The organism is Paralteromonas sediminis (genome assembly GCF_003820355.1).
GTDB classification, from domain to species: domain Bacteria; phylum Pseudomonadota; class Gammaproteobacteria; order Enterobacterales; family Alteromonadaceae; genus Alteromonas_F; species Alteromonas_F sediminis.
Window position 1 is genome coordinate 503,367 of the sequence record NZ_RPOK01000003.1, and the last position, 22,490, is coordinate 525,856.

Annotated in this window: 29 protein-coding genes; 16 read left to right on the plus strand and 13 right to left on the minus strand. The window is 46.3% G+C overall.

Features of this window, described 5'->3' with window-relative positions; genetic code table 11:
- From DRW07_RS11300 to DRW07_RS11310, 3 genes are read right to left on the minus strand one after another with little or no spacing between them, the layout of a single operon-like run.
- Positions 1-669, minus strand: a complete 669-nt coding sequence (locus DRW07_RS11300) for an MIP/aquaporin family protein (RefSeq protein ID WP_124028018.1) — start codon at positions 667-669, stop codon at positions 1-3.
- Positions 670-673: 4 nt separating this feature from the next.
- The gene (locus DRW07_RS11305; protein ID WP_124028019.1) at positions 674-1,021 is read right to left on the minus strand and encodes a carboxymuconolactone decarboxylase family protein; all 348 of its coding nucleotides are present in this window, start codon (positions 1,019-1,021) and stop codon (positions 674-676) included.
- Between the two features lie 44 nt (positions 1,022-1,065).
- Positions 1,066-1,824 (minus strand): BPSS1780 family membrane protein, encoded by a 759-nt coding sequence (locus DRW07_RS11310; protein ID WP_124028020.1) that lies wholly within the window; start codon positions 1,822-1,824, stop codon positions 1,066-1,068.
- 157 nt (positions 1,825-1,981) lie between these two features.
- Between DRW07_RS11310 and DRW07_RS11315 the strand changes: the two genes are divergently transcribed.
- The 3 genes from DRW07_RS11315 (at position 1,982) to DRW07_RS11320 (ending at position 3,650) form a co-directional block, all read left to right on the plus strand.
- Positions 1,982-2,266, plus strand: a complete 285-nt coding sequence (locus tag DRW07_RS11315) for a hypothetical protein (RefSeq protein WP_124028021.1) — start codon at positions 1,982-1,984, stop codon at positions 2,264-2,266.
- 34 nt (positions 2,267-2,300) lie between these two features.
- Positions 2,301-2,471 (plus strand): hypothetical protein, encoded by a 171-nt coding sequence (locus DRW07_RS18340; protein ID WP_165870482.1) that lies wholly within the window; start codon positions 2,301-2,303, stop codon positions 2,469-2,471.
- Positions 2,472-2,639: 168 nt separating this feature from the next.
- Complete coding sequence (locus DRW07_RS11320; RefSeq protein WP_124028022.1) at positions 2,640-3,650, plus strand: S41 family peptidase; 1,011 nt, start codon at positions 2,640-2,642, stop codon at positions 3,648-3,650.
- 5 nt (positions 3,651-3,655) lie between these two features.
- On the opposite strand, the gene DRW07_RS11325 is transcribed toward DRW07_RS11320, so the two are convergent.
- Entirely contained in the window at positions 3,656-4,636 is a 981-nt protein-coding gene (locus DRW07_RS11325) for an NAD-dependent epimerase/dehydratase family protein (RefSeq protein WP_124028023.1), read from the minus strand.
- Between the two features lie 81 nt (positions 4,637-4,717).
- Between DRW07_RS11325 and DRW07_RS11330 the strand changes: the two genes are divergently transcribed.
- On the plus strand, positions 4,718-5,197 hold the full coding sequence (locus DRW07_RS11330) for an acyl-CoA thioesterase (RefSeq protein WP_124028024.1): 480 nt from the start codon (positions 4,718-4,720) through the stop codon (positions 5,195-5,197).
- A 9-nt stretch (positions 5,198-5,206) separates the two neighbouring features.
- Positions 5,207-6,151: an SMP-30/gluconolactonase/LRE family protein gene (locus DRW07_RS11335; RefSeq protein ID WP_124028025.1), complete on the plus strand. Its 945-nt coding sequence runs from the start codon at positions 5,207-5,209 to the stop codon at positions 6,149-6,151.
- Between the two features lie 4 nt (positions 6,152-6,155).
- On the opposite strand, the gene hemN is transcribed toward DRW07_RS11335, so the two are convergent.
- Both hemN and DRW07_RS11345 read right to left on the minus strand, forming a co-directional pair.
- The gene (hemN, locus tag DRW07_RS11340; RefSeq protein WP_124028026.1) at positions 6,156-7,514 is read right to left on the minus strand and encodes an oxygen-independent coproporphyrinogen III oxidase; all 1,359 of its coding nucleotides are present in this window, start codon (positions 7,512-7,514) and stop codon (positions 6,156-6,158) included.
- Positions 7,515-7,783: 269 nt separating this feature from the next.
- Entirely contained in the window at positions 7,784-8,206 is a 423-nt protein-coding gene (locus DRW07_RS11345; RefSeq protein WP_124028027.1) for a hypothetical protein, read from the minus strand.
- A 148-nt stretch (positions 8,207-8,354) separates the two neighbouring features.
- Here DRW07_RS11345 and DRW07_RS11350 point away from each other — a divergent pair, with 148 nt between their 5' ends.
- The gene (locus tag DRW07_RS11350; RefSeq protein ID WP_124028028.1) at positions 8,355-8,684 is read left to right on the plus strand and encodes a hypothetical protein; all 330 of its coding nucleotides are present in this window, start codon (positions 8,355-8,357) and stop codon (positions 8,682-8,684) included.
- 8 nt (positions 8,685-8,692) lie between these two features.
- Positions 8,693-9,616 carry a putative metalloprotease CJM1_0395 family protein gene (locus DRW07_RS11355; protein WP_124028029.1) on the plus strand — a complete coding sequence of 308 codons (924 nt, stop codon included), beginning with the start codon at positions 8,693-8,695 and terminating at the stop codon, positions 9,614-9,616.
- 12 nt (positions 9,617-9,628) lie between these two features.
- Here the strand turns inward: DRW07_RS11355 and DRW07_RS11360 are convergent, their stop codons facing one another.
- Together DRW07_RS11360 and greB are read right to left on the minus strand one after the other, a co-directional pair.
- Entirely contained in the window at positions 9,629-11,935 is a 2,307-nt protein-coding gene (locus DRW07_RS11360) for a Tex family protein (RefSeq protein ID WP_124028188.1), read from the minus strand.
- A gap of 57 nt (positions 11,936-11,992) precedes the next feature.
- Positions 11,993-12,481 (minus strand): transcription elongation factor GreB, encoded by a 489-nt coding sequence (greB, locus tag DRW07_RS11365; protein ID WP_124028030.1) that lies wholly within the window; start codon positions 12,479-12,481, stop codon positions 11,993-11,995.
- 195 nt (positions 12,482-12,676) lie between these two features.
- Between greB and DRW07_RS11370 the strand changes: the two genes are divergently transcribed.
- A complete protein-coding gene (locus DRW07_RS11370) occupies positions 12,677-12,907 on the plus strand; it encodes a hypothetical protein (protein ID WP_124028031.1) in 231 nt (76 codons plus the stop codon).
- A gap of 164 nt (positions 12,908-13,071) precedes the next feature.
- On the opposite strand, the gene fkpA is transcribed toward DRW07_RS11370, so the two are convergent.
- Positions 13,072-13,848 (minus strand): FKBP-type peptidyl-prolyl cis-trans isomerase, encoded by a 777-nt coding sequence (gene fkpA, locus DRW07_RS11375; RefSeq protein ID WP_124028032.1) that lies wholly within the window; start codon positions 13,846-13,848, stop codon positions 13,072-13,074.
- 125 nt (positions 13,849-13,973) lie between these two features.
- On the opposite strand from fkpA, the gene DRW07_RS11380 reads away from it, so the two are divergent.
- Positions 13,974-14,930: a WD40 repeat domain-containing protein gene (locus tag DRW07_RS11380; protein WP_124028189.1), complete on the plus strand. Its 957-nt coding sequence runs from the start codon at positions 13,974-13,976 to the stop codon at positions 14,928-14,930.
- Positions 14,927-15,157, plus strand: a complete 231-nt coding sequence (locus DRW07_RS11385; protein WP_205665394.1) for a SlyX family protein — start codon at positions 14,927-14,929, stop codon at positions 15,155-15,157. Before DRW07_RS11380 ends, DRW07_RS11385 begins: the two co-directional genes overlap by 4 nt.
- A gap of 7 nt (positions 15,158-15,164) precedes the next feature.
- Here the strand turns inward: DRW07_RS11385 and DRW07_RS11390 are convergent, their stop codons facing one another.
- The gene (locus DRW07_RS11390) at positions 15,165-15,371 is read right to left on the minus strand and encodes a YheV family putative zinc ribbon protein (RefSeq protein ID WP_124028033.1); all 207 of its coding nucleotides are present in this window, start codon (positions 15,369-15,371) and stop codon (positions 15,165-15,167) included.
- A gap of 110 nt (positions 15,372-15,481) precedes the next feature.
- Here DRW07_RS11390 and DRW07_RS11395 point away from each other — a divergent pair, with 110 nt between their 5' ends.
- Genes DRW07_RS11395 through DRW07_RS11410 form a run of 4 tightly spaced genes read left to right on the plus strand, consistent with a single transcriptional unit; the run spans position 15,482 to position 19,050 of the window.
- Positions 15,482-17,401 carry an ATP-binding cassette domain-containing protein gene (locus tag DRW07_RS11395; protein WP_124028034.1) on the plus strand — a complete coding sequence of 640 codons (1,920 nt, stop codon included), beginning with the start codon at positions 15,482-15,484 and terminating at the stop codon, positions 17,399-17,401.
- Positions 17,385-17,828: a TIGR02444 family protein gene (locus DRW07_RS11400; RefSeq protein WP_124028035.1), complete on the plus strand. Its 444-nt coding sequence runs from the start codon at positions 17,385-17,387 to the stop codon at positions 17,826-17,828. Before DRW07_RS11395 ends, DRW07_RS11400 begins: the two co-directional genes overlap by 17 nt.
- A 5-nt stretch (positions 17,829-17,833) precedes the next feature.
- The gene (locus DRW07_RS11405) at positions 17,834-18,841 is read left to right on the plus strand and encodes a hydrolase (protein ID WP_124028036.1); all 1,008 of its coding nucleotides are present in this window, start codon (positions 17,834-17,836) and stop codon (positions 18,839-18,841) included.
- Positions 18,838-19,050 carry a YheU family protein gene (locus tag DRW07_RS11410; RefSeq protein WP_124028037.1) on the plus strand — a complete coding sequence of 71 codons (213 nt, stop codon included), beginning with the start codon at positions 18,838-18,840 and terminating at the stop codon, positions 19,048-19,050. The genes DRW07_RS11405 and DRW07_RS11410 overlap by 4 nt, the downstream gene beginning before the upstream one ends.
- Positions 19,051-19,072: 22 nt before the next feature.
- On the opposite strand, the gene DRW07_RS11415 is transcribed toward DRW07_RS11410, so the two are convergent.
- The 3 genes from DRW07_RS11415 to nudE are packed head-to-tail and all read right to left on the minus strand — an operon-like array spanning position 19,073 to position 21,037.
- Positions 19,073-19,633, minus strand: coding sequence for a YceI family protein (locus DRW07_RS11415; protein ID WP_124028038.1), 561 nt, complete (start codon positions 19,631-19,633; stop codon positions 19,073-19,075).
- 15 nt (positions 19,634-19,648) lie between these two features.
- Positions 19,649-20,473 carry a 3'(2'),5'-bisphosphate nucleotidase CysQ gene (gene cysQ / locus DRW07_RS11420; protein WP_124028039.1) on the minus strand — a complete coding sequence of 275 codons (825 nt, stop codon included), beginning with the start codon at positions 20,471-20,473 and terminating at the stop codon, positions 19,649-19,651.
- A gap of 3 nt (positions 20,474-20,476) precedes the next feature.
- Positions 20,477-21,037, minus strand: a complete 561-nt coding sequence (nudE, locus tag DRW07_RS11425; protein ID WP_124028040.1) for an ADP compounds hydrolase NudE — start codon at positions 21,035-21,037, stop codon at positions 20,477-20,479.
- 66 nt (positions 21,038-21,103) lie between these two features.
- Between nudE and yrfG the strand changes: the two genes are divergently transcribed.
- On the plus strand, positions 21,104-21,793 hold the full coding sequence (gene yrfG / locus DRW07_RS11430) for a GMP/IMP nucleotidase (protein WP_124028041.1): 690 nt from the start codon (positions 21,104-21,106) through the stop codon (positions 21,791-21,793).
- A complete protein-coding gene (gene yjjX, locus DRW07_RS11435; RefSeq protein ID WP_124028042.1) occupies positions 21,793-22,326 on the plus strand; it encodes an inosine/xanthosine triphosphatase in 534 nt (177 codons plus the stop codon). Before yrfG ends, yjjX begins: the two co-directional genes overlap by 1 nt.
- Positions 22,327-22,490 lie beyond the last annotated feature (164 nt).

The window sequence follows — 22,490 nt, forward strand, 5'->3', positions numbered from 1 at the left end:
TTACCGCGCTTTATTCTGGAGTAGCCAATTAAACACCACAAGAGCCAAGCATGCGCCAATAAGTTGCGCCACAACAAACCCTGGCATGTTGGTGGGTGCAATACCAGAAAAGGAGGTGGTAAAGCTTCTACCAATGGTAACCGCTGGGTTAGCGAAACTGGTCGATGCGGTAAACCAATAAGCAGCTGTAATGTACAGGCCAACACCATAAGCAACGGCATCTTCTTTAAATTTAACAAAGCCCAAAATTGTCGCTAACAGACCAAAGGTAGCGACGCCTTCTGAAAACCATTGACTGATGCCAGTTCTTGGCTTTGTTCCAAGCTCTACCGGTGCCCACTCAAACATCAGGTGTGCCACTATAGTACCGGCTACGGCTCCTATAACCTGAGCGCTACAATACAAGATAGCAGACCTCGTATTCAGATGCTTCTTCAACCAAAATACCAAGGTTACAGCTGGGTTAAAATGAGCGCCGGATACCGGCCCGAAAATCATGATCAACACAACCAGTATGGCACCTGTGGGAATAGTGTTACCCAGTAACGCAATGGCGACATTGCCCGAAGACAACTGGTCGGCCATAATCCCAGATCCGACAACCGTACACACCAGCAAAAGTGTGCCTAAAAACTCAGCAACCAATTGCCTTTCTAAACTAAACGTCATCGCTCTACTTTGACTCACTAAATTGTTCAAACGCCAACATGGCATCAGCAGCATACATAAGTGATGGCCCGCCACCCATGTAAATAGCCATGGCGAGGGTCTCTTCAACTTCTTCCTTAGTAGCACCTAGATCTACAAGCGCCTTGGTGTGAAAACCGATACACCCATCGCAGCGGGTTGAAACCCCAATCGCTAGCGCAATAAGTTCCTTAGTTTTTTTGTCAAGCACCCCGTCACTGGTAGCCGCTTTGGCCATAGCGGAAAACCCCTGCATGGTGTCATTAATATCGCCCCTCAAAGCCTTGAGGTTTGATGATATGCGTTGAGTTATTTCTGGATAAGACTTTGACATGTGCACCTCTATTTAAAGTATTTTGCTTAGTTTGACATTGAACTTCACGCTTCAAAAGACATTGAATGCGCGCTGTCACTGGTTAAAAAGATATCGCGATAACTCATATAAATGGAAGCGACTATCACCGGTAACACAACCAACAATCCCAAAAACAAGGGGATCAATGCTGCTATATACATGGCCGTGGTCACCAAGCCATAAAGCAAGAATGGCATCACGTTTTTAGCGCAGGCATCAATACTCGCACGCATGGCGGAAAAAACACTCATGTTGTGGAAAACAATCAGTGCAGGCGCAAACCACGACGCCATAATAAGTGGCAACATAAGTAACATAACAAACAGGAATTTGACTAAGAAGTCTTGCATAAATGCTTCAGCTTCAGCCTGACTCAGCTGTTCAATGTTAAGCGCTGCTTCATAATTTTCAGGGCTAAAAACCAGCGACATTACAAACAGGGATGCCAGCCCTGTGATTACCGACAGCTGAACAAGCTTTAATAGGTTGGTATTAAAGCCAGCGAACAGGTATTTAATGTCGAATGACTTCCCTTCATATACAGCATGACAACCTAGCATCAGCCCCCCTATCCAAACATACGTAAGAAGCATACTGGCAACACTGCCTAATACAGGTATCATGCCCATGGCAATCATAATGCAAAAGCCCACCACTATGGTTTTCACCCAGGTTCCAACATCGCTTTTGAACAGTGCAAATCCACCGGATACCCACTTCAGCGCATCGGCCATGGTGCGAGCTTTAACTGAGGGCTGTTCGTGTTGGGAAGGGTTATTCATCGTGAGCATATACCTATTTGAGTGATGGGAAACATACCACGATTATACGAAGCGAAATACCAAACGGTATAGTGAAGTTTGCAGAATAAGTTAATCTATTCTCATCCCTCTAGTATAATCGAGACCAGTTTCACTTAGCACCACTAAACAACGATTAATGAAATCCTTTCTATTCGCTGTCATTCTCGCATTGTTATCACGGTTGTTCATGCCATCATTTGGCTTTACTTGGGGTGATATTGCACTATGCACCTTTATTGGCATTATCTTTTTTACCCCAGCGATATATTCCCTAAGCGCTAAGACCGTTTATATTGCTGGAGGTCAGCATACACCGGATGACTCCCCGTTGATGTTTTATTCTGTACAACTCTTTTCCGCATTTGTCGGCGCATTGATTTTGTTGCTACCCTTAAACATTGGCATTTTTGCCCTACAGTGAACCACTCAGACTGTATTTTGTCAGGGAGAAGTTAATGAATAAGTCGACAAAAATTATCCTGTTGGCCTGTACCTTTTTGCTTGCCGTATTGTGTTACATGAAAGGCAGTGTAATTGGCTCCATAGCGTTTATTGCAATTGGCGCACTGCTAGAGCTTGCGTTTTGGATTGGTGTACTAAAAACAAACACAAAAAAGGCCCCTTAGATATATCGCCTCACATGTTAGTGAAATTAACCACTTGATAAGTAATTAACGCACTCTTTTACTGAGCAGAAATAAAAGCTAAAAATATTGGTTTTCTTATCAACTAGTTACCAATTGGCACACTGCGTGCAAATCACACCAAAAACCAATCTCTTTGGGTGAAAATAAATGAATCAATACAAACGCTTTTGGTGGCTACAACTGATATGCCTGTGTTTTTCGCTGGCAGCTTTCGCAGAAGACACACCGTTTGCAAAGTCCTTAGAAGAAATAGACGCCACCATGGCCAAGTTTCACTACAACCCTGAGCAACTCGCCTCTGAAGAATACAAGATGATACAAATGAATGTTGCAGAGATGGCACAGAAAGCAGAAAGTCGTGCCGATTTTATCTCTTCATTTAACCAATTGTGGCATTCAGGGCCGTTTTCTCACGTTAGGATTGATGAAATGCACCAGCCCGCCTCCGCACTGGCTGACTACCTTGATAACATGCAAGTCGGCGGTAAAGGTGCGCTGTTAACGTGGCACGAGAACACTGCCGTATTGACTGTGAATACCATGATGGGAACAGATACTATTGCGCAAATTGAAGCCGCCTATAAGGCAATCACTGCCAATAATGCCGACGCGCTGATCATCGATTTACGAGCCAATACGGGTGGTGCCTTTGCCGTGAAACCATTGGTAGGTCACCTCACGAACTCGCCCCTAGATGCCGGCGTTTTTGTATCACAGAAATGGCATGCAACCCATGACACTCCCCCAACAAAAGCACAGCTTCAAACCGTTTCGCCATGGTCAGGCTGGTCGATTAAAGCCTTTTGGCGTGACGCCCAAGACAACATGATGACCCGGGTCCAATTTGAGCCACTATTACCACACTATGCAGGCCCTGTGTATGTGTTAACGAGCAAGCAAACAGCCAGCGCAGCTGAATTAGCCGTTGATGCGCTTAAACAGTTGCCTCACGTAACGGTTGTTGGAGAAAAAACGGCAGGTGAAATGCTGTCACAAAAAATGTATGACATTACCGGCGGCTTTCAGCTTTATGTACCCATTGCGGATTACTATTCAGTACAAAGCGGGCGTATAGAAGGGGTAGGGGTAAGGCCACATAAAAAAAGCACTGAACAAGATGCAATGTCAACCGCTATGGCATTAGCGGCAAGGGGGTGAACCTGCTACAGCAGTTTCTCTGCCTTCAACCATTGGTAGCAGTCGTCGAGCATATCATCAATAGGCACTTTGTCATTGTAGCCGAGTTCGCTGACTGCTTTTTCACTGCTAGCAGCCACCCGCTTAGTTACCATTAACGCCTTCTCCGGTGTCATACTGGGTTCTTTATGCGTTATCAATGACACCCAGTATTGTACTCGCGCTACAGCACGCAAAACCCAGCTAGGTATCGCAGATGAGGGCGTTTTTTTACCTACCAGCACACCAATTTTCGACACCACCTCTAAAAAGGCATGATCGACCCCAGCCAAGATATAGTTTTCTCCCTTACCTCCCTTTTCAACAGCAGTAATATGCGCCGCCGCCACCTCTCTGACATGACAATAGGAGCCCTCGCCGGCGGGAACCCCCGGTAGTGTGCCATGCTTTATCATTGTGAATAACTGCGACCAGTTATGCCTGTCATGAGGGCCCATAATGGCACAAGGATTTAAAATCACGGCGTCAAGTTTCCCTTCAACAACGGCAGTCTTGACCACTTGCTCTCCCTGAAACTTGGTTTTGATGTAGTTTACACTGCTGATCAAGGCCTTGCTTTGTGTTTTCTCGGTAATAATATCGTCGTGAAAACCATAGGCAGCAATGGATGAAGTGTGAATAAAGCGAGATACCTTTTTAGCAATTGCCGCGTCAACCAAGTTGCTTGTTGCCACCACATTTGCCTGATATTGCTTATCATTATTGGGTGTCCACATATTGGTGTCACCTGCAATATGAAAGACAACATCAATGTCTTCAGGAAACATTGTGATCAGGTTATCTCTATCGAGCATGTCGACTTCTAACAACGCAACGGAAAGTGTTTTAAGCGCATCCACATTTGAGCTTTTTCTATGTGTCGCTGTCACGGACCAACCTTTGTCCAGACACTGCTGGATAACATTAATCCCCAAAAAGCCAGTACCGCCGGTGACCAATACGTGCATAGCGAAAACCCATTTATTATTTGTCTATTTCAACAATATACCTTTATCCTCCTTGTTACGGGTATCAAAAGCGTCCTGATCATGAAAAAAGATAATGAAACAGAATTTCGATTTCTCGCGGAGCCTACCGATGTAAACTTTGGCGGAAAGGTGCATGGCGGCATGGTAATGAAGTGGATAGATCAAGCCTCCTATGCATGCGCAGCCCAATGGAGTAAACGGTATTGTGTAACAGTTTCCGCCAATGCCATTCGGTTTATTAGGCCTATATTGGTGGGCCAGCTAATTTCTGTCACTGCGCGTATTGTGCATACCGGTAAAACCAGTATGCACATTTATGTGGTGGTTCGTGCCTCAGATCCGAAAGAAGATAATGTTGTGGTCACTAACCGCTGCTTTATTACCTTTATGGCCATTGACGAAGCAGGCTATCCGGTACAGGTCCCACCTTATGAACCGCAAAGTGAGGAAGACAAGCTGTTAGAAACTGTAGCAAAACACGCAAAGGACTTCGCTCAAAAGCTAGACAATGACTTTGAACAAACGCTCGGTTGGAAGTAAGCAGGCACTATGGATCTCTCGCTACTATTTATTCGCACTATCTTACTAGCCGCAGCGCTTAACATTGGTTCTGTGTTCGCTGATGCGTGTGAAAGTAACCTATTGCCTGTTGCTAGTCACGCGAGCCCGCATTTAATTTCGAAGGATTTTAAATTTTTGGAAGGGCCTACCTGGTCGCAAGTGCATCAACGTTTCTTTTTTTCTGAAATGGATTTTTCAAAACCTCAGAACTCAGGACCCAGCGCCAGGGTTTTTGCACTGGATTTACCCAACACCACATCAATCTTTATTCACGAAAGTGGCAGCAATGGCCTAGTGGCGACCGCGCAGGCGCTGTATGCCGCCACACACAATTCACAATCTCTCTCAAAATTTTCTTGGGAGACAAAAGAAAAAACTATCATTGCTGATCGGATTAACGGTAAGACCTTCAACTCACCAAACGACCTGACAGTGCACTCGTCGGGAGCAATATTTTTCACCGACCCTGATTGGCAACTTGGCCCTCGACCAAGTGAAACAGGCATTACCGGTGTATACCGTGTAGATCCGAAAACTCACGCCGTAAAATTGATAGATAAAACACTTAACAAGCCGAATGGCATTGTTATATCACGATACGAGCGGTTTCTTTTTGTTGGCGATCTGGATGGAAATATTTCTCAGTATGCGCTAAACAAAGTCGGTGATGTTGAAGAGAAGATAGGCGTATTTGCGCAGGTTGACGTGCCAGATGGCATGGCTGTCGACTGCGCGGGAAACCTTTATGTCACTAGCCATACCAACGGAGAAATTCAGATCTTTTCCGAACAAGGCGTTCTACTTCAGCGTTTGCCTGTTGCACCCGGTACGACCAATGTGGCATTTGGTGGTAAAGACCTAAAAACCCTGCTTATTACCTCAGGTGAAGGGTTGTTTGTATTACCTGTGCAGATCCCCGGCTTGCTACATTAGAGGCCTAAAGCGCGTTTGAATAGCGTGGGCCGGAAGCATCACTGTTGCCATATGCATCAAAGACATAACAAATATTTCTGATCAGAAGTCGGGCTTCAGGTAAAACACGAATACTATCAGGGGTGATTGTCACCACACCGTCGTCAACAAAAGAAGCCAATTGCTCTAATGCTTCTTTAAAATATTCATCAAATTCAATATCAAATAAAGCATTGGTTTGCTGTTTACACACTTTCAAATTACACATGAGCTGCATAATGACATACTGGCGAAGACGGTCATCATTGCTCAGTTTCACTCCGCGCTCTACAGCAGCCCCAGATTCATCAACCAAGGCGTAGTAATCGGGCAGCGCCTTGGCATTTTGACTAAACGTTGAACCTATTGCGCTAATCGATGATGCCCCCATGCCCAATAGATCAATACCATACTCAGTGGTATATCCCTGAAAGTTCCTGTGCAGGCACCCGTTGACAGACGCTTTTGCCAAGGTATCGTTTGGTTTTGCAAAATGGTCAAGGCCTATAAGACAAAAACCGGCCTCTTCAAACGCCTTGACAGCTGCACTGATCAGACTGAGTTTCTCCGCCGCAGAAGGTAGCCACTGAGGCTTGATTTTACGCTGCCCGGCAAAACGTTCAGGTAAATGCGCATAGTTGAACAGCGAAATACGATCGGGCGACATGGCAATGACATCAGCAATCGTTTGCTTAAAGCGTGTCAGGTTTTGAAAGGGCAAGCCATAAATCAGATCTAAATTAACTGAACAAATACCTATACCGTGTGCATAGTGCACCAGCTCGCCTACATGCTCGGTGCTTTGCACCCGATTTATAGCCTCTTGCACAACAATATTGGTGTCTTGCACTCCCATACTAATCCGGGTCACACCCTGTCGCTTTAAATCTGCCAACTCTTCTTTGGTCAGATTTCCAGGGTCTAGCTCAACACTGTAATCAAGGGTGTCAGACACATTAAAGAATTTGTGGAACAGACTCGTCAAACGCGTGAATTGAGTGGAAGAAAGAAAGTTTGGCGTACCGCCGCCTAAATGAATATGCGTAACGTCTCTGTCTGAAAAAACGGGCGCACGCGTGGCCATTTCTACTTCCAATGCGTCCAGATATTGGTCTGCCTTGTCCTGGTGTCGGGTTACTATTCGATTGCAGCCGCAGTAGTAACAATGCCGTTTGCAAAAGGGAATGTGCACATAAAGCGACAGTTGCTCATTAATAGAGTCTCTGGCCGCTCGCTCAAAGTCGTCATTTCCAAAATCGGTATTGAACATCAATGCCGTTGGATAGGACGTATAGCGAGGGACTCGCTTATTATATTTTGCCAATAACTCAGGTCGAGTAAACATGCCAAACTCTGTCTGCTAAGAATATCAGGCACTTTAACAATACTCGATGTGCGATCCTTTGACCTCGCGCAAAGTCTGACACGCTAAATGTGCAAAAGACATGGATGTGAAGTCACTGCCTCTGAAGAAATTGTTTGAGGACTGTTAATTGATAATGATTTTTATTTGCATTAAAAGATTAGATGTGCCATTCTTAATTCAGACACAGTCTCCATTGTGTCTCGCACTATGATGTTTGTTTGCAGGCGCTTAGCGCCTGCTTTTTTTACCTAATTAAGTAAACTTTCCGTCATGGTAAAATCTTCCATCGTCTGATTAAGCGCTTCAATACAATGTTGATAGAAGTGTCGACGGCACTGCACTGCGGTTTTCTGGCGACTTGCCTTTACGAGTTTTTGATTGCTTATATTAATTATAGAGAAAGCCTTAGCGTATTCGCCTGCTTCCCACAATGCGCTCGCATACAAACTTGCACTCCCTGCAAACATGGCAATTAATCGTGGACTGGGTTCTGATTGCTCAAACCACCATTGTGATTCGCAGTAGACCCCTTGCAACAAGCGCTGTGCAACTACAGTGTCTCTGTTTTTCAACGCGGTTTGCCCTTTAAGGGTCTGCGCCTCTAAACAGGCTTGTCTGTGAATAAATGTTACCGGTGTTTTTTTCCTTCGCTTCGTGAACCATGCCAACATGGCTATCCCCCGATACTTTTGCCTTAGATGAGATAACCCTATAACACAGCACCCATTATTGCAAATGATTATCATTTACAAATAATTAGTGTATATAATCTTCCGTTTTTACATGTTTTGGTTAATAATTAACCATGAGAGGTAGTATATGATTAACACGAATTTCAATGTGAATTCTGCAATAGTGTCTGGCCAGCTCGGCTTACAGCGTGCGTCCGACGGTATTACGCAAGCTTCACTTTCAATTGCACAACGCACAGCACAAAGCACACTGGAGCAGCAAGGCCCAGGGGCTGTTTTGCAGCAAGCGGCCATTAGGGGCCTTGAGAATACATCTAGAATTTTGCCTCAGGCACCCGACAGTCTAACCAGTGACCTTGTTTCTTTGCAGGTCAACAGCATTAATGCGCAAGCCTCGGCCAAAGTACTTGAGGTGGCAAACAATACTGTTGGCAGAATCATAGACACGCTGGCATAAGTCTAGTTATGAATATTGTCACGCCCATTCCCACCACCATGGCCTTTCCGTCTGCCAACCTCAGCACGGAATCTGCCAGGCGTGATAATTTGCTTAGAGAAACGATTCCCCAAACTGGGAACAGCGAAAAAGGTGAGCCCGAGAAAGGCTTAGGCTCCGAAAGTGATCGTGCACGTCTTGCCACAGGACAGTTCAGCAACCCGCTAGTATATGAACGTCCTTCTATTCAATCGTCATTGGGTAATCAGAGTGCTAGCAATGCGGAGCAAAACAAAGACAACGGTAGCGATGAAAGTGCAGGCCGCGAGGAGGCTGAACAACGTCAGCAAGACCAAGCAGAGCAGCGAGAAGTACGCGACCTAAAAGCTAGAGACCGCGAAGTACGTGCCCATGAACAAGCGCACGCTGCGGTAGGCGGCCAGTATGCAGGTTCGCCACAATATGAGTTTGAAACCGGGCCTGACGGCCAACGTTACGCCGTAGGCGGGCGCGTATCTATCGATATTTCAGAAGCGCAAACGCCTGAAGCTACGCTACAAAAAATGCAGCAAGTGAGGGCAGCAGCTTTAGCGCCTGCCAACCCCTCGCCTCAGGATCTTCGTGTTGCCTCCGAAGCCAATCAGCGTGCATTTGAAGCCCGAAGCGAAATACTGCAAAACGCCAGCGAAGACGTGGCAGACAACGCTGCACAAAGCGCCGAGATAACGCCACCGTCACTCGACGACATTGTTGATGGAAATCGCATTTCAACGCCTACAAGAACACTTGACCGTGCCTCATTAAGCGAACAGCAGGATCAAGCGGCATCGTCAGGCACTACCCGTACATTGTCATTTGACGAAGGCCTTATTCAGCAACGCAGTGCCGTTATCGCCCAATTCTATGCCAACGCCGTTGCCCCTGAAGGGCAAGGGTTTAGCGCGAACGCTTAATATTACCTGCCCCTATTTTTTGGCCTTAGCAAAAGCATCTGCAAAGGCATTCCCCATCGCATTGTTTTGTGGTTTGGCCTGAGGCCTTTCGCGACGGGGGGCTGACGCTTTTTTCCCTGACGAAGCTCGTTTATTGTCATGAGGTTGTGCAGGTGCAGGCGTGTCATCTAAGCGCATTGTGAAAGAAATACGTTTGCGTTCAACATCGACTTCAATCACCTTCACTTTGACAATATCCCCCGTTTTCACCACATCACGAGGGTCTTTAATAAACTTATTGGTTAACGCCGAAATGTGCACAAGGCCATCCTGATGTACACCAACGTCAACAAATGCGCCAAAATTTGCCACATTGCTTACCACACCCTCTAAAATCATACCGACTTTGAGGTCTGATAGTGTGTTTACGCCATCTTTAAATGCAGCTGTTTTAAACTCAGGACGCGGATCTCTGCCAGGTTTATCAAGCTCACTTAAAATGTCTTTTACTGTAGGCAACCCGAAGTCATCATTAATAAAACGCTCCGGCGACAACGCTTTTAAGACTTCTGTGTTTCCAATTAGGTCGTTTACCGCTACCTGGGTGTCGTTCACGATGGCATCGACTACCGGGTAGGCTTCTGGGTGAACAGCTGATGAATCCAAAGGATTATCACCTTCCACTATGCGCAAAAATCCGGCCGCTTGTTCAAAGGCTTTAGGGCCAAGTCGCTCAACATTGAGTAACGCTTTGCGGTTTGCAAACGCCCCATTTTGATTACGATAGTGCACAATATTCTGAGCCAACGTTTTGTTCAGTCCAGAGACATAACTCAACAACGCTGGTGATGCCATATTAAGGTCAACGCCGACGGCGTTCACACAATCTTCGATCACTTTATCAAGGCTTCGACCAAGTAAACTCTGACTAACATCGTGCTGGTACTGGCCAACACCTATAGCTTTAGGTTCAATTTTCACTAGCTCCGCCAGTGGGTCCTGCAACCTGCGGGCAATCGACACAGCGCCCCGCAAAGACACATCAAGATCGGGCAGTTCTTTTGACGCAAGTTCTGAAGCGGAATAAACAGATGCACCGGCTTCGCTGATCATGATTTTTTGCGCCTTTATATCGTCATTATTGCTCAGCATTTCGGCAACCAACTTGTCTGTCTCTCTGGAGCCCGTGCCGTTTCCAATACTGATTAGAGATACTTTATGCTGCTTACACAATGTCGCCAGCGTTCTGGCTGCCTTGTCCCATTGATTTTGAGGAGCATGAGGGAAAATGGTGTTGGTAGCGATAACTTTACCGGTTGTATCCACTATGGCCACTTTTACACCGGTTCTCAGACCGGGATCCAACCCCATGGTCACCTTCGCACCTGCCGGAGCAGCCATAAGCAAGTCATTGAGATTTTTGGCAAACACGTTAATGGCTTCTTCTTCCGCTTTTTCGCGCAACGCACCAAACAGCTCAGTTTCCATATGTAATGACAACTTAACTTTCCACGTCCACTGCACCACTTGAGCTAACCATTTGTCTGCTGCACGCCCTTGCTGACGAATAGAAAAATGCTCGGCGATAATTTCCTCGCAAGGCGAAACTCCACTATCTTGTCCTGGCGCAGCATCTAATTGAATAAACAACATGCCTTCATTGCGCCCTCTGAACATGGCCAACGCACGATGAGAGGGCACTGCGCTGTATTTTTCACTGTGCTCAAAATAGTCTTTGTATTTCGACGCGTCTTTTTCTTTGCCGGGCGCTACCGAACTTACCACATAGGCGTGTTTATTCAGATAATCCCTGATTTTTCCAAGCAAAGCGGCATCTTCGGCAAAGCGCTCCATGAGAATATGTCTTGCTCCTTCCAAGGCAGTTTTAGTATCTGCAACACCATTTTCCGCATTAATAAACGCACTGGCTTCTTTTTCAGGATCTAGCTCAGAATTGGCAAACAAGTGGTCGGCCAAAGGTTCCAAGCCAGCCTCTATAGCAATTTGCCCTTTGGTGCGACGTCTGGGTTTGTACGGAAGATACAAATCTTCAAGCGCTGTTTTGTTGTCTGCTTTTACAATTTTGCCTTTTAGTGCATCGTCTAACTTGCCCTGCTCATCGATACTTCTCAGGATAACCTGACGTCTGTCTTCGAGTTCCCTTAAATACCCAAGCCGCTGTTCCAGCGTCCTAAGCTGGGTATCATCTAACCCTTGGGTAGCCTCTTTTCTGTATCGCGCGATGAAAGGTACAGTCGCGCCTCCATCTAGCAGCTCTACAGCGGCGTTAATTTGTTCAGGTTTTACATTGAGTTCTTGCGCTATTTGGGAATTAATCATCATTTTTTATCGGAAGAATAAAACAAGCGTTGGCTGACGCTCGTTGAGTTGAAAACATCATAATTTATCGTCGGTATCATAGCGTATTTCTTCAATCAGCCATACCGATTTTCGCCCCTCAATCATCACTGTTACTTCGTCATCAACTTGTTTACCCAGTAGGGCTCTCGCCATCGGAGAATCAATAGAGATATAGTCCTTGCGACCAAAAATCTCATCGTAGCCGACCACCCTCAATGACAGTGATTGATCGTCAGACTCTCTGTATAGATCAACCCAGGCACCAAAGAACACTTTTCCTTCCTGCTGTGGGTGATAATCTACAACTTTAAGATTAGACAAGCACTTGCGCAAATACCTTACCCGCCGGTCAATCTCCCTCAGTTTCTTTTTATTGTACTGATAGTCTGCATTTTCACTTCGATCGCCCAAACTGGCGGCCCACGCAACCTTTTTGGTTACCTCCGGGCGCTCTATTCGCCATAGGTGATCGTGCTCCTTTTGCAGTCGCAAGTATCCGCTTCGGGTAATTATTGGCGTTGGCATTTGATTTTTCTGACCTTTTTCCTATTAGAGACTTTAAAAAGATGTTAACGTGCCGATAACAAGTCGAGTCTTTGAATGTGCCGACTTGTAATAACAAGCACTGTCTGCACGTTTTATTTGGCATAACTGCCAGTTAAAAAAAAGACAGCGACATAATAATAAGAATGAGTTTAACCCGAACCATGGTGTGAAACGATGAAAACAAGCCTGACATTAATGGGCTTTATTTTGCTTTTTACAGGTGCCATGTTATTTATTGCTGGGATAGTAACTGTTTTTCTGGAACCCGAGCAGTTTGCAATATTAATAATCATGTGTGCAGGGGTGATTGCGTTAAAATTTGGTGAGTTCATTTTAAACAAATGTGCCACTTACCGTTGGCGTGGACAACGTCGACCACATATCACACATCGACTGGCAAGATAAGGCATATCGGCTATACTTTATGTAAGTCGAAGCTCGGGTGAGTACCTGAGCCAGCTCTAGAGAGTCTCTGCACTTTCAAAAGGGCGAGTTGTATCTGGAAAATATGCTTGCAAGGACTATGCTTTACAAAAAAAGCCGGTGTTAATCACCGGCTTTTTTGTGTCTTACTCTGATGGCGCATCGGAGGCTGGTTTAACAACTTCCAATAATTCCACGTCGAATATTAACGTTGAGTTGGGTGTGATAGCACCAGTAGCGCGCTGACCATAAGCTAAATTAGCGGGGATGTAGAAACGGTACTTTGCACCTTCCTGCATAAGCTGAACACCTTCGGTCCAACCAGAAATAACGCGATTAAGTGGAAATTCTGCCGGTTCACCACGATCAACAGATGAATCAAAAACAGTGCCATCAATTAAGGTGCCATGATAGTGCACTTTTACCGTGTCCGTCGCTTCTGGAGAAACCCCTTCACCCGCTTGCAACACTTCGTACTGCAAACCAGATTCTGTGGTAACAACGCCCTCTTTATTCGCATTTTCTGCTAAGAACGCTTCACCCGCTTTGATGTTTGCCTCTGCCGCTTTGGCCGCAGCAGCTTGTTGCAAGGTAGCGAACTGCTGTTGCGCAGCTTGTGTAAGCTGTTGAACTTCTACATCACTCAACACTGCGTTGTTCGCCAGACTATCGGTGAAGCCTTGAAGCACTAGTTCCTTGTCTAATGCACCACCAAGTTCCGCAACTTGTTGACTGCGCTGATTAAAAAACACGCCCATACTCGCCCCCATGGCATAAGCTTGCTTTTGCTCTTCTGTCATTGTCTGAACATCTAATGCGGCAGACGTTGCCTCTTCCACAGATTCAGTATTAGCAGACTCTTGCTGGCAGCCCATAAGACCAAGCGCGACCACAGTAGAAGCGGCAATTAGCGATTTACGCATTCAATATTCCTCGTATTAACAAAAATAAGTTCCGTGGTATGGTAAACATACTTGTGCCAATGCGAAACCCCATATTCATGATTAACCGCGGAATTGTTAAAAAGTTTTTACACACGTTCCTGCTCATGACAATACTGAGCCAGCTCTCTGCTTGCTCTGTCCCAGAAACCACCCCTGTTGAACGATGGAGACACGCTGCTGACGGTGCGTTTGCCGCTGACATAAGCCCAAATGGTGAGTTAGTTGTTATGAGTGGCGTTAACAACGGCATCAACGTTTGGCGAGTGGGGCAAGATGAGCCTCTTTACAACTGGCAGCACCAGGGTGAAGGCAATAATTTAGTAACAACCGTACATATCTCGGCAGATGCCCAATATGTGGTGACATCAGACCGAGAGGCCTTTGCGCTTTGGAGTGTATCAACCGGAGATCCCGTAGGGTTTTGGCGTATTGATGAGTCGTCGATTAGGGATATTGCGGTTGCAAACGGCGGCAGAGGTATTCTGGTTGGTCGAAGCAACGGCAAAATCATGTATTTTGAGCCTGACACTAGCAGGCGCATAGAATTTCTCGGTCATCAAGAAAAAATCAATAGCATCGATATCTCTCCCAATGGCAAATTCGCCCTCTCCGGCGGCAATGACTACCTAGCCTATTTATGGAGCACAGACACTGGACAGGTGATCCACACCTTTAATCACAGTAGCAGAGTAACCAAGGTAGCAATCGACGATGAAGGCCGCTACCTTTTTACCGCAGACAGTAAAAGAGAATCGAAAATTTGGAATGCCCAAACCGGTGAGCCCGTCAGTACACTATCTTACATAGCCAGACAGAAGATTTTTACTGATGCTCAATTCTCAAGTGATGGCAAGTACTTACTAACAGGGTCGCCATCAAGAAGAATGCATTTATGGTCTGTGGCTACCGGCGAGCAACTCGCAGAGTGGAAGGTGGCGCCCAGAGAAACCAGTGTACCAAAAACTTCGGTGGTCTATGCGGTTGGCTTCTTGAGTAATGGCACCATATTATCGGCCAGTAGCGCAGGGCTAACATCAACTTGGGAACCGTATTTGCCATGACAAACCAAATGACACACGCAGACATGCAGCGTGCTATTGAAGAGCTCGAAGTAAAAGTGGCTTATCAGGAGCACACCATTGACTCATTGAATGATGAAGTAACTCGTCAGAATAAACACATTGAGCAGTTGAGTTTTCAGCTTAGGCAGGTAGTGGAAAAGCTCAAAGGCATGGAACCATCGCATATTGCAAAACAATCAGAAGAAGCGCCTCCACCGCACTATTAACAAACGTTTAGTGTGGCTTAAATACACCAATCACATTTTCGCCGTTTCGGGATACATTTTCCACGCCGTTAGGGGCTTGCGACTCAGCATAGTCGCACTTAATACACTTTAGTTTTTCTATATTGTTTTCAAAATACAACATAATGCTGTCCAGTGACTTACACTTCGGACAGGTAGCACCTGCTATAAAACGTTTGCGTTGTCTGTTAGTCATTACATCATTCCTTAGCGAAATTGTTAGTATTATACCGACTAAATCTTTTGGGTGATCATTCCTTTTTGCTACACTTGGCGGCGTTTTTGTAAAGCCGCAGTATTGTTACCATGATTCAGATTCAGGCCATCTCCTTTCGGCGTGGCACCAAACACCTATTGCAAGACGCGAGTGCAACCTTATTTGCTGGCCATCGGGCGGCCCTGATTGGCCGAAATGGCTGTGGTAAATCCAGTCTATTTGCGCTTATCCGCGGTGAACTCGAAGTAGATGAAGGTGAAGTGTTGGTGCCCTCACAATGGCGGATTGTGAGTGTTGCACAAGAAACGCCGGCAACGTCTCGCTCTGCCATCGACTATGTTATTGATGGTGACCGTCACTTACGACAGCTTCAAACTGAGCTGGCTGTTGCAGAAAAAGCAGAGCAGGGTGATGAGATTGCCCACTTGCATGCCGAATTGGCGCAGGCTGGCGCTTATGATGTAGAGGCTCGAGCTGCCACTATTCTCGATGGGTTAGGCTTTTCACAACAGCAGTTAACGCATCCAGTAAGTGACTTTTCTGGTGGTTGGCGCATGCGACTCAACCTTGCTCAGGCGCTGTTGTGCCCTTCGGATTTGTTATTGTTAGACGAGCCGACTAACCACTTGGATCTAGACGCCGTTATTTGGCTGGAGAAGTGGTTACAGCGATACGAAGGCACCTTGTTGCTCATTTCTCATGACAAGGCGTTTATCGATCAGACAGCGAATCACATTATTAGCGTTGAGCAGCAAAGCTTAGTGACCTACACGGGCAACTACTCCAGCTACGAAAAACAGCGGGCTGAGAGGCTTCGCCTGCAAGATATCGAATATCAAAAACAACAACAAAAAATCGATCACCTCAATTCGTTTATCACCCGATTCAAAGCCAAAGCCAGTAAGGCTAAACAAGCACAAAGCCGCATTAAGCAACTTGAAAAGATGGAAGCGTTAATGCCTGCTCATCAGGACAGCAGTTTTCGCTTTGGCTTTTCAGCACCAGCTTCTTTGCCCAGCCCACTTGTGGGCCTAGAAGATATTGCACTGGGTTATGGTGAGCATAGAGTTTTAGAAGAAGTGAAGCTCAATTTGGTACCTGGTTCAAGAATAGGTTTGCTCGGGAGGAACGGGCAAGGAAAATCAACGCTAATCAAACTTCTTGCGGGTGAACTGGCGCCTCAACTGGGCTCTTTTACACTCTCACAAGGGTGCACCTTGGGCTACTTTGCACAGCATCAGCTTGAAACCCTTGATCCTGAAGCCAGCCCGTTATTGCACTTGCAGCGCTTAGACAAAAAAGCGACTGAACAAGATCTTAGGAATTATCTGGGTGGCTTTGATTTTCATGGAGACGCCGCGCTAGCACCCGTTGCACCCATGTCTGGCGGTGAAAAGGCGCGCTTGGTACTAGCAATACTGGTATATCAGAAACCCAACTTATTGCTACTGGACGAACCAACCAACCATCTTGATTTGGAAATGCGTCATGCGTTAACACTGGCCCTGCAAACGTTTGAAGGCGCCATGGTGTTGGTGTCGCATGACAGGTTTTTGCTCGGTGCAGTATGTGAAGAGTTCTATTTGGTAGACCAGCAAAAAGTGGCGCCATTTAAGGGCGACTTGGACGACTATAAAAGTTGGATCCTAAGCAAACAGACACCGTCAACCGTCACTCATGACTCACTTTCATCAACAGACACCGGCCCCAAGGAAAATCGAAAAGAACAAAAACGGCTTGAGGCAGAAAAGCGTAAACTCTTACATCCTTTCAAACAGTTACTGAGCCAAGCCGAATCACAAATGGATAAGCTCAACCTTGCACTTGCAGATATCGAGAACCGGTTAGCAGACAACAGCCTGTATCTAGATGAAAATAAAACCGAGCTGACAGGCATTATTGCTAAACGTGCCGAGCTATCGCAATCGCTGGAAGAAGTAGAAATGGCATGGATGGAGGCACAGGAAGCACTGGACAACGCAGAGGCAGATTTTGACGCTACGAGCTGACGATTTTTGGCAGTTCAGTTGCCAGCATTACATGAAAGAAGGCGTCGCCAAGTCTTGCCTTACTCTTCAGGATAATTTCGGTTGCAACGTCAATCTGCTACTCCTTTGCGTATTTCTAGAACAAGCCAACAAAGGCTTATCGATAGAGCAGTGCGCTTACCTTCACCGGGCTATAGAACATGATGACAACACATTAAAAGCGCATAGGGAAATACGAAAAGCCGCTAAGCATGGAAACCAAAGCAACTACAACTCCCTTAAACAGCAGGAATTGGCGTTAGAAAGAGCACAGCAGGAGAACTTGATCGCTGCCTTTAACGGCATGCCCAAGGCACAAAAAAGTTATGACCCTATTGATACTTTCTTGGCATACTATGACTTAGATGAAAACAGCAAAAACACGCTAGTTTTGCCAGTGAAGGCCTGACGTTCATGACCACTGAATCGCGACAATACGGAAAAATTATCAGAAGCTCATTTCGCGCACCGGCCTGGGCCAGAAATCGGCATGTTCAGACCATATGGCCTCGCTTCATTAGGCGGCCTCTACCTTTCTCCTTTACATGGGAGCGCGTTGAATTGCCAGACGGCGACTTCGTCGATCTTGCTTGGGGACCAGAACAACAAACACCGTCAGGTATGGTCATTCTTTTCCATGGCCTAGAAGGGAGTGTTCGCTCACATTACGCCAATGACATGATGGCGATGTTAAGCAAACAGGGATGGCGTGTAGTGATGATGCACTTTCGTGGTTGCAGCGGTGAAATTAATCGCACACCAAGAGCCTATCACTCCGGTGATACGCAAGATGCACTCTTTATTCTTAAGATCCTCGACCAACGCTTCCCGGATATACCCAAAACCGCACTGGGCGTGTCGCTGGGTGGCAACATGCTTCTAAAACTGCTCGGTGAAAATCCAGCCAGTCACGGACTAGCAGCGGCTGTGGCAATATCAGCACCACTTAAGCTCGCTGAGTGCTCAGAGAGCATCAATCAGGGTTTTTCCCGTGTATATCAACGCTACCTGCTCAAGAGCATGAAGCGAACGCTGAAAGCGAAGATGCAAAAGATTGATTACAAAGCAACGATTACGTTAAAAGAAAGTGAAATAGATGAGATGCGCAGTTTTAAAGAATTCGATGACAAAGTGACTGCGCCGTTACACGGCTTTGTTGATGCAGAGGACTATTACGAGAAGTGCAGCGCATTTCACTTCTTAAGCGCTATTCACTGTCCAACGTTAATTTTGCATGCCATTGATGACCCCTTTATGAATCATCTAGTCATCCCTGATGAAAAAGAACTGGCCCGCCATGTCACCATCGAACTTAGTGAAACTGGCGGGCATGTAGGGTTTATGCAAGGCCTACCCTGGAACACCTCCATCTGGCTGCATCAGCGCGTCATTCGTTTTTTTACCGACTACTTAAGCCCATGATTATCCCAATTGACCAGTTAGACGCACAAACTCTCAATAACATCATAGAAAGCTTTGTGTTGCGAGAAGGCACAGACTATGGCGACTACACCACTGATTTAAAGGAGAAAGTGGCGCAAGTTAAAGCGCAACTAGAGTCAGGTGAGGCCGTTATTGAGTATTCCGAACTACATGAAACGGTAGATATCAAAAAAAAGGAGTCAGAGTAACGCTTTACTCTGACTCTTTTTCTTATTTTTTAAACGTTACATTAAACGTTAAAGGCACCGCCTCACTGATAACCTTAAGCCCAGCAATGTTGCGCAGTGCCTCAATGCCTTCACTGAGTTTAAAACTACTTGCGCTCAATACACTTGGCTTCACTGTCGCAACATTGATTTCGTTATCTGACAAACGTGAAACACGCACTTCAAATGTGGTAGGTACAGACACGCCACTTACCGCGAGCTTGCCACTGACCTCAGCCGTTGTCGACTCACCCACCGACAACGCCATCAGCGATTCGTCCACCTGCGCAGTGAAACTGGCAACAGGATTGTTGGCGACATCAAATAACATCGTACGCATACGTTCGTCGCGAATAGGGATCATAGTATTGACTGAGCTCAGCGGAATGCTGACTGACAAGTCCACACCAGACAAAGTACCTTTCACGTTGTTGAATGTATGAGTTTCTGCAATATGGCTATTTTTTGTCGAAATGAAATGCACAGAAGCCGATTCTGAATCCAAAGTCCAGTCAGCAGATACACAAGATGCAAAAAAGCATGCAGCTAGCGCCAGAATACGCATAATAGTTATTCCCTCTTAATATTGAACGAGCTTTTCCCAGGGCACGCGTTGATCACCAAGAACAACAAAATCTGGGTTTTCCAAAGAAGTACGTTGGTTGTAAGTTAATGGCTCAAACGTTGCTGCAACAATATCACCACCGGCCTCTCTGACAATACACTGAGACGCCCCTGTGTCCCACTCACCCGTCACGCCAATGCGCATGAAAACGTCTGCTTTACCCTCAGCAATAAAACAGGCCTTCAAAGAACAACTGCCAAGGGGTAATGTTTGGTAAACCCGTTTAGCGCTCATCCTAGACATCACCTTTTCCCGTGATTGTCGCCTGCTGATGGCAATAATGACAACACTTTCTTTGGGATCGTCGAGTTTTCGTACGTGTATCTGCTTATGCTCTTCAGAACATTCTTTAAAGGCGCCCTGATTTTTAGTGGCGTAGTATGTAGTTTGCCCCGGAGGCCAAAAAATAACACCTAGCACAGGCTCATTGTTTTCAATCAGCGCGATATTAACGGCAAAGTCCCCCGAGCGAGAGATAAACTCCTGCGTCCCATCTATGGGGTCGATAAGCCAGTAGCGCTGCCATGTTTTGCGCTCTTCCAAAGCGGCAATTTTCTTTTCTTCCGAGACGATGGGAATATCGGGCGTATTGGCTTCAAGTGCACTGACAATAATATCGTTTGCCAGATAATCTGCCGAGGTTACGGGTGATTCATCAGGTTTTTCATAGGCGTCGTACTCGCCTTTATCATACACTTCCAGCACGGCCTGACCGGCTTTCTCGGCAGTACTTTTCGCCAGAGCTAGCAAGGCGTCTAAGGGGGCATCATAAGGCAACATTTATCATTCCTCCCGCCATTTTTGAAGCAGTAACAATGCGGCTATGCTCCGTGCTTCAACAAAGTCCTCTCTGGCCAGTAAGGCGTCAACATCATCAATGGGCCACTTGATGACTTCCAATGGCTCAGGCTCATCGCCAGGCAGCGTCTCAGCATACAAGCCTTCGGCAATCAGGATATGCATATGCGCACTGAAAAAAGTAGGCGCCATGCTCACTGTGTGAAGCCTAGACAGGGTATTAGCACCGAACCCGGCTTCTTCCTTTAACTCTCTGTTAGCCGCTTGCTCAGGACTTTCTCCTGGGTCAATTAGGCCTTTGGGGAAACCAAGTTGATAAGAATGCGTTCCCGCTGCGTATTCGCGAATAAGTAACATATGATCATCATCAGTCAGTGCAACTATCATTACAGCACCGCGCCCCTTACCGGCCATGCGTTCAAACTGCCTGGTAGCACCATTGGAAAACGTCAAATCCACCTGCTCTACATGGAAAAAACGACTTTTTGCCACTGTTTTACGTGACTCAATGTGCGGGAGTGGTTTATCCGGGTCGATTTCTGACATGCTGATGCGTTACACTGTCGCTGATTAATCAATACATAAAGCTTACTAGATTTTAAGGAAGTTCGCTTGCCCTTTCTGCCGTGGAATCAAATTGATACCGTCTTATTAGATATGGACGGCACCCTCATAGACTTACACTTTGACAACGTGTTCTGGCTCGACCATTTGCCTGCAAAGATTGCTGAGAAATCAGGCAAACCCATTGACGTTTGCCGCGATGAATTGTACGCCCATTATGAAAAAGTGGTCGGCACCATTCAGTGGTACTGCCTTGACTACTGGAAAGCACAATTGGGTCTGGATTTAATTGCCGCGAAACGAGAAGTTGATCACCTGATTAGCATGCGGGACGACACCATACCGTTCCTAGATGCACTAAAACAAACAGGAAGACGCGTTGTACTGGTGACGAATGCCCACCCGGATGCACTGAGTTTAAAACTCGAACACACAGCACTAGACAAGCACATAGACACCCTAATATCGACCCATGAGTTTGGGGTAAGCAAAGAGTTTCAATCGTTGTGGCAACAAGTGCATTCACGTCTAGAGTTCGACCCCGCACGCACCCTGTTCGTCGATGACAGCATTCCCATCTTGCATGCCGCAAAAAAATTCGGTATTGCTCACCTGTTATGTGTCGCCAATCCAGACAGTCAAAAGCCACTGAGAGAGATTAACGACTTTCCGGCTGTAAAAGACTATAGAGATCTGACTGCCGACATTCTTGCAAACCCGCGCCACGAGAACCCCTGATGATGCTATTTGTTGGCTCTAAGAATCCAGTAAAAATACAGGCCGCTCACAACACTATTAGACAGCTTGACGGCTTGGCAGAGTGTCTTGTAGAGGGCGTTGCTGTGCCCTCAGGTGTGGCCGACCAGCCAATGACGGAAGAAGAAACTCGCCAGGGCGCAGTAAACCGCGTACACGCGTTATTAGACAGCAAGCTCGCCACTCAAGATGATTGGTTGGTTGCCATTGAAGGCGGCGTAGATAAGTTCGAAGACGGGCCTGCAACCTTTGCTTATGTTGCCATTTATCACGCTAATAACTGGGCCGTAGGTCGCAGTGCTAACTTGCCACTCCCCGAGGAGTTTTACACACAACTTACGCAAGGCATGGAATTAGGCGATGTGATGGACAAAGCCTTCAATACGGAAAACGTCAAGCAAAAAGGCGGAGCCATTGGTCTGTTAACCGATAACACAGCTAGCCGGCAGAGTGTTTATGAAGTTGCCATGACCCTTGCGCTCGCACGGTTTCGCTTTCCTGACCTTTATGATTAGCGCAATAGCGTTCTAAACGAACACTTCTTCATTCCGCTATATTGCTGCTTCTGTAGTTAATGACTCTGGAGTACAAGAGCTAGAAAGCCTACCCATAAGAGTAGTTGTCATCAGCATTGCAATGACAACTACTCTTATGGATAAGCGTTCTGGCCTTGAACGAC

Coding starts and splice junctions, on each gene's coding strand:
- DRW07_RS11300 (WP_124028018.1), bottom strand. CDS start 669: ATGACGTTTAGTTTAGAAAGGCAATTGGTTGCTGAGTTTTTAGGCACA.
- DRW07_RS11305 (WP_124028019.1), bottom strand. CDS start 1,021: ATGTCAAAGTCTTATCCAGAAATAACTCAACGCATATCATCAAACCTC.
- DRW07_RS11310 (WP_124028020.1), bottom strand. CDS start 1,824: ATGAATAACCCTTCCCAACACGAACAGCCCTCAGTTAAAGCTCGCACC.
- DRW07_RS11315 (WP_124028021.1), top strand. CDS start 1,982: ATGAAATCCTTTCTATTCGCTGTCATTCTCGCATTGTTATCACGGTTG.
- DRW07_RS18340 (WP_165870482.1), top strand. CDS start 2,301: ATGAATAAGTCGACAAAAATTATCCTGTTGGCCTGTACCTTTTTGCTT.
- DRW07_RS11320 (WP_124028022.1), top strand. CDS start 2,640: ATGAATCAATACAAACGCTTTTGGTGGCTACAACTGATATGCCTGTGT.
- DRW07_RS11325 (WP_124028023.1), bottom strand. CDS start 4,636: ATGCACGTATTGGTCACCGGCGGTACTGGCTTTTTGGGGATTAATGTT.
- DRW07_RS11330 (WP_124028024.1), top strand. CDS start 4,718: ATGAAAAAAGATAATGAAACAGAATTTCGATTTCTCGCGGAGCCTACC.
- DRW07_RS11335 (WP_124028025.1), top strand. CDS start 5,207: ATGGATCTCTCGCTACTATTTATTCGCACTATCTTACTAGCCGCAGCG.
- hemN (WP_124028026.1), bottom strand. CDS start 7,514: ATGTTTACTCGACCTGAGTTATTGGCAAAATATAATAAGCGAGTCCCT.
- DRW07_RS11345 (WP_124028027.1), bottom strand. CDS start 8,206: ATGTTGGCATGGTTCACGAAGCGAAGGAAAAAAACACCGGTAACATTT.
- DRW07_RS11350 (WP_124028028.1), top strand. CDS start 8,355: ATGATTAACACGAATTTCAATGTGAATTCTGCAATAGTGTCTGGCCAG.
- DRW07_RS11355 (WP_124028029.1), top strand. CDS start 8,693: ATGAATATTGTCACGCCCATTCCCACCACCATGGCCTTTCCGTCTGCC.
- DRW07_RS11360 (WP_124028188.1), bottom strand. CDS start 11,935: ATGATTAATTCCCAAATAGCGCAAGAACTCAATGTAAAACCTGAACAA.
- greB (WP_124028030.1), bottom strand. CDS start 12,481: ATGCCAACGCCAATAATTACCCGAAGCGGATACTTGCGACTGCAAAAG.
- DRW07_RS11370 (WP_124028031.1), top strand. CDS start 12,677: ATGAAAACAAGCCTGACATTAATGGGCTTTATTTTGCTTTTTACAGGT.
- fkpA (WP_124028032.1), bottom strand. CDS start 13,848: ATGCGTAAATCGCTAATTGCCGCTTCTACTGTGGTCGCGCTTGGTCTT.
- DRW07_RS11380 (WP_124028189.1), top strand. CDS start 13,974: ATGACAATACTGAGCCAGCTCTCTGCTTGCTCTGTCCCAGAAACCACC.
- DRW07_RS11385 (WP_205665394.1), top strand. CDS start 14,927: ATGACAAACCAAATGACACACGCAGACATGCAGCGTGCTATTGAAGAG.
- DRW07_RS11390 (WP_124028033.1), bottom strand. CDS start 15,371: ATGACTAACAGACAACGCAAACGTTTTATAGCAGGTGCTACCTGTCCG.
- DRW07_RS11395 (WP_124028034.1), top strand. CDS start 15,482: ATGATTCAGATTCAGGCCATCTCCTTTCGGCGTGGCACCAAACACCTA.
- DRW07_RS11405 (WP_124028036.1), top strand. CDS start 17,834: ATGACCACTGAATCGCGACAATACGGAAAAATTATCAGAAGCTCATTT.
- DRW07_RS11410 (WP_124028037.1), top strand. CDS start 18,838: ATGATTATCCCAATTGACCAGTTAGACGCACAAACTCTCAATAACATC.
- DRW07_RS11415 (WP_124028038.1), bottom strand. CDS start 19,633: ATGCGTATTCTGGCGCTAGCTGCATGCTTTTTTGCATCTTGTGTATCT.
- cysQ (WP_124028039.1), bottom strand. CDS start 20,473: ATGTTGCCTTATGATGCCCCCTTAGACGCCTTGCTAGCTCTGGCGAAA.
- nudE (WP_124028040.1), bottom strand. CDS start 21,037: ATGTCAGAAATCGACCCGGATAAACCACTCCCGCACATTGAGTCACGT.
- yjjX (WP_124028042.1), top strand. CDS start 21,793: ATGATGCTATTTGTTGGCTCTAAGAATCCAGTAAAAATACAGGCCGCT.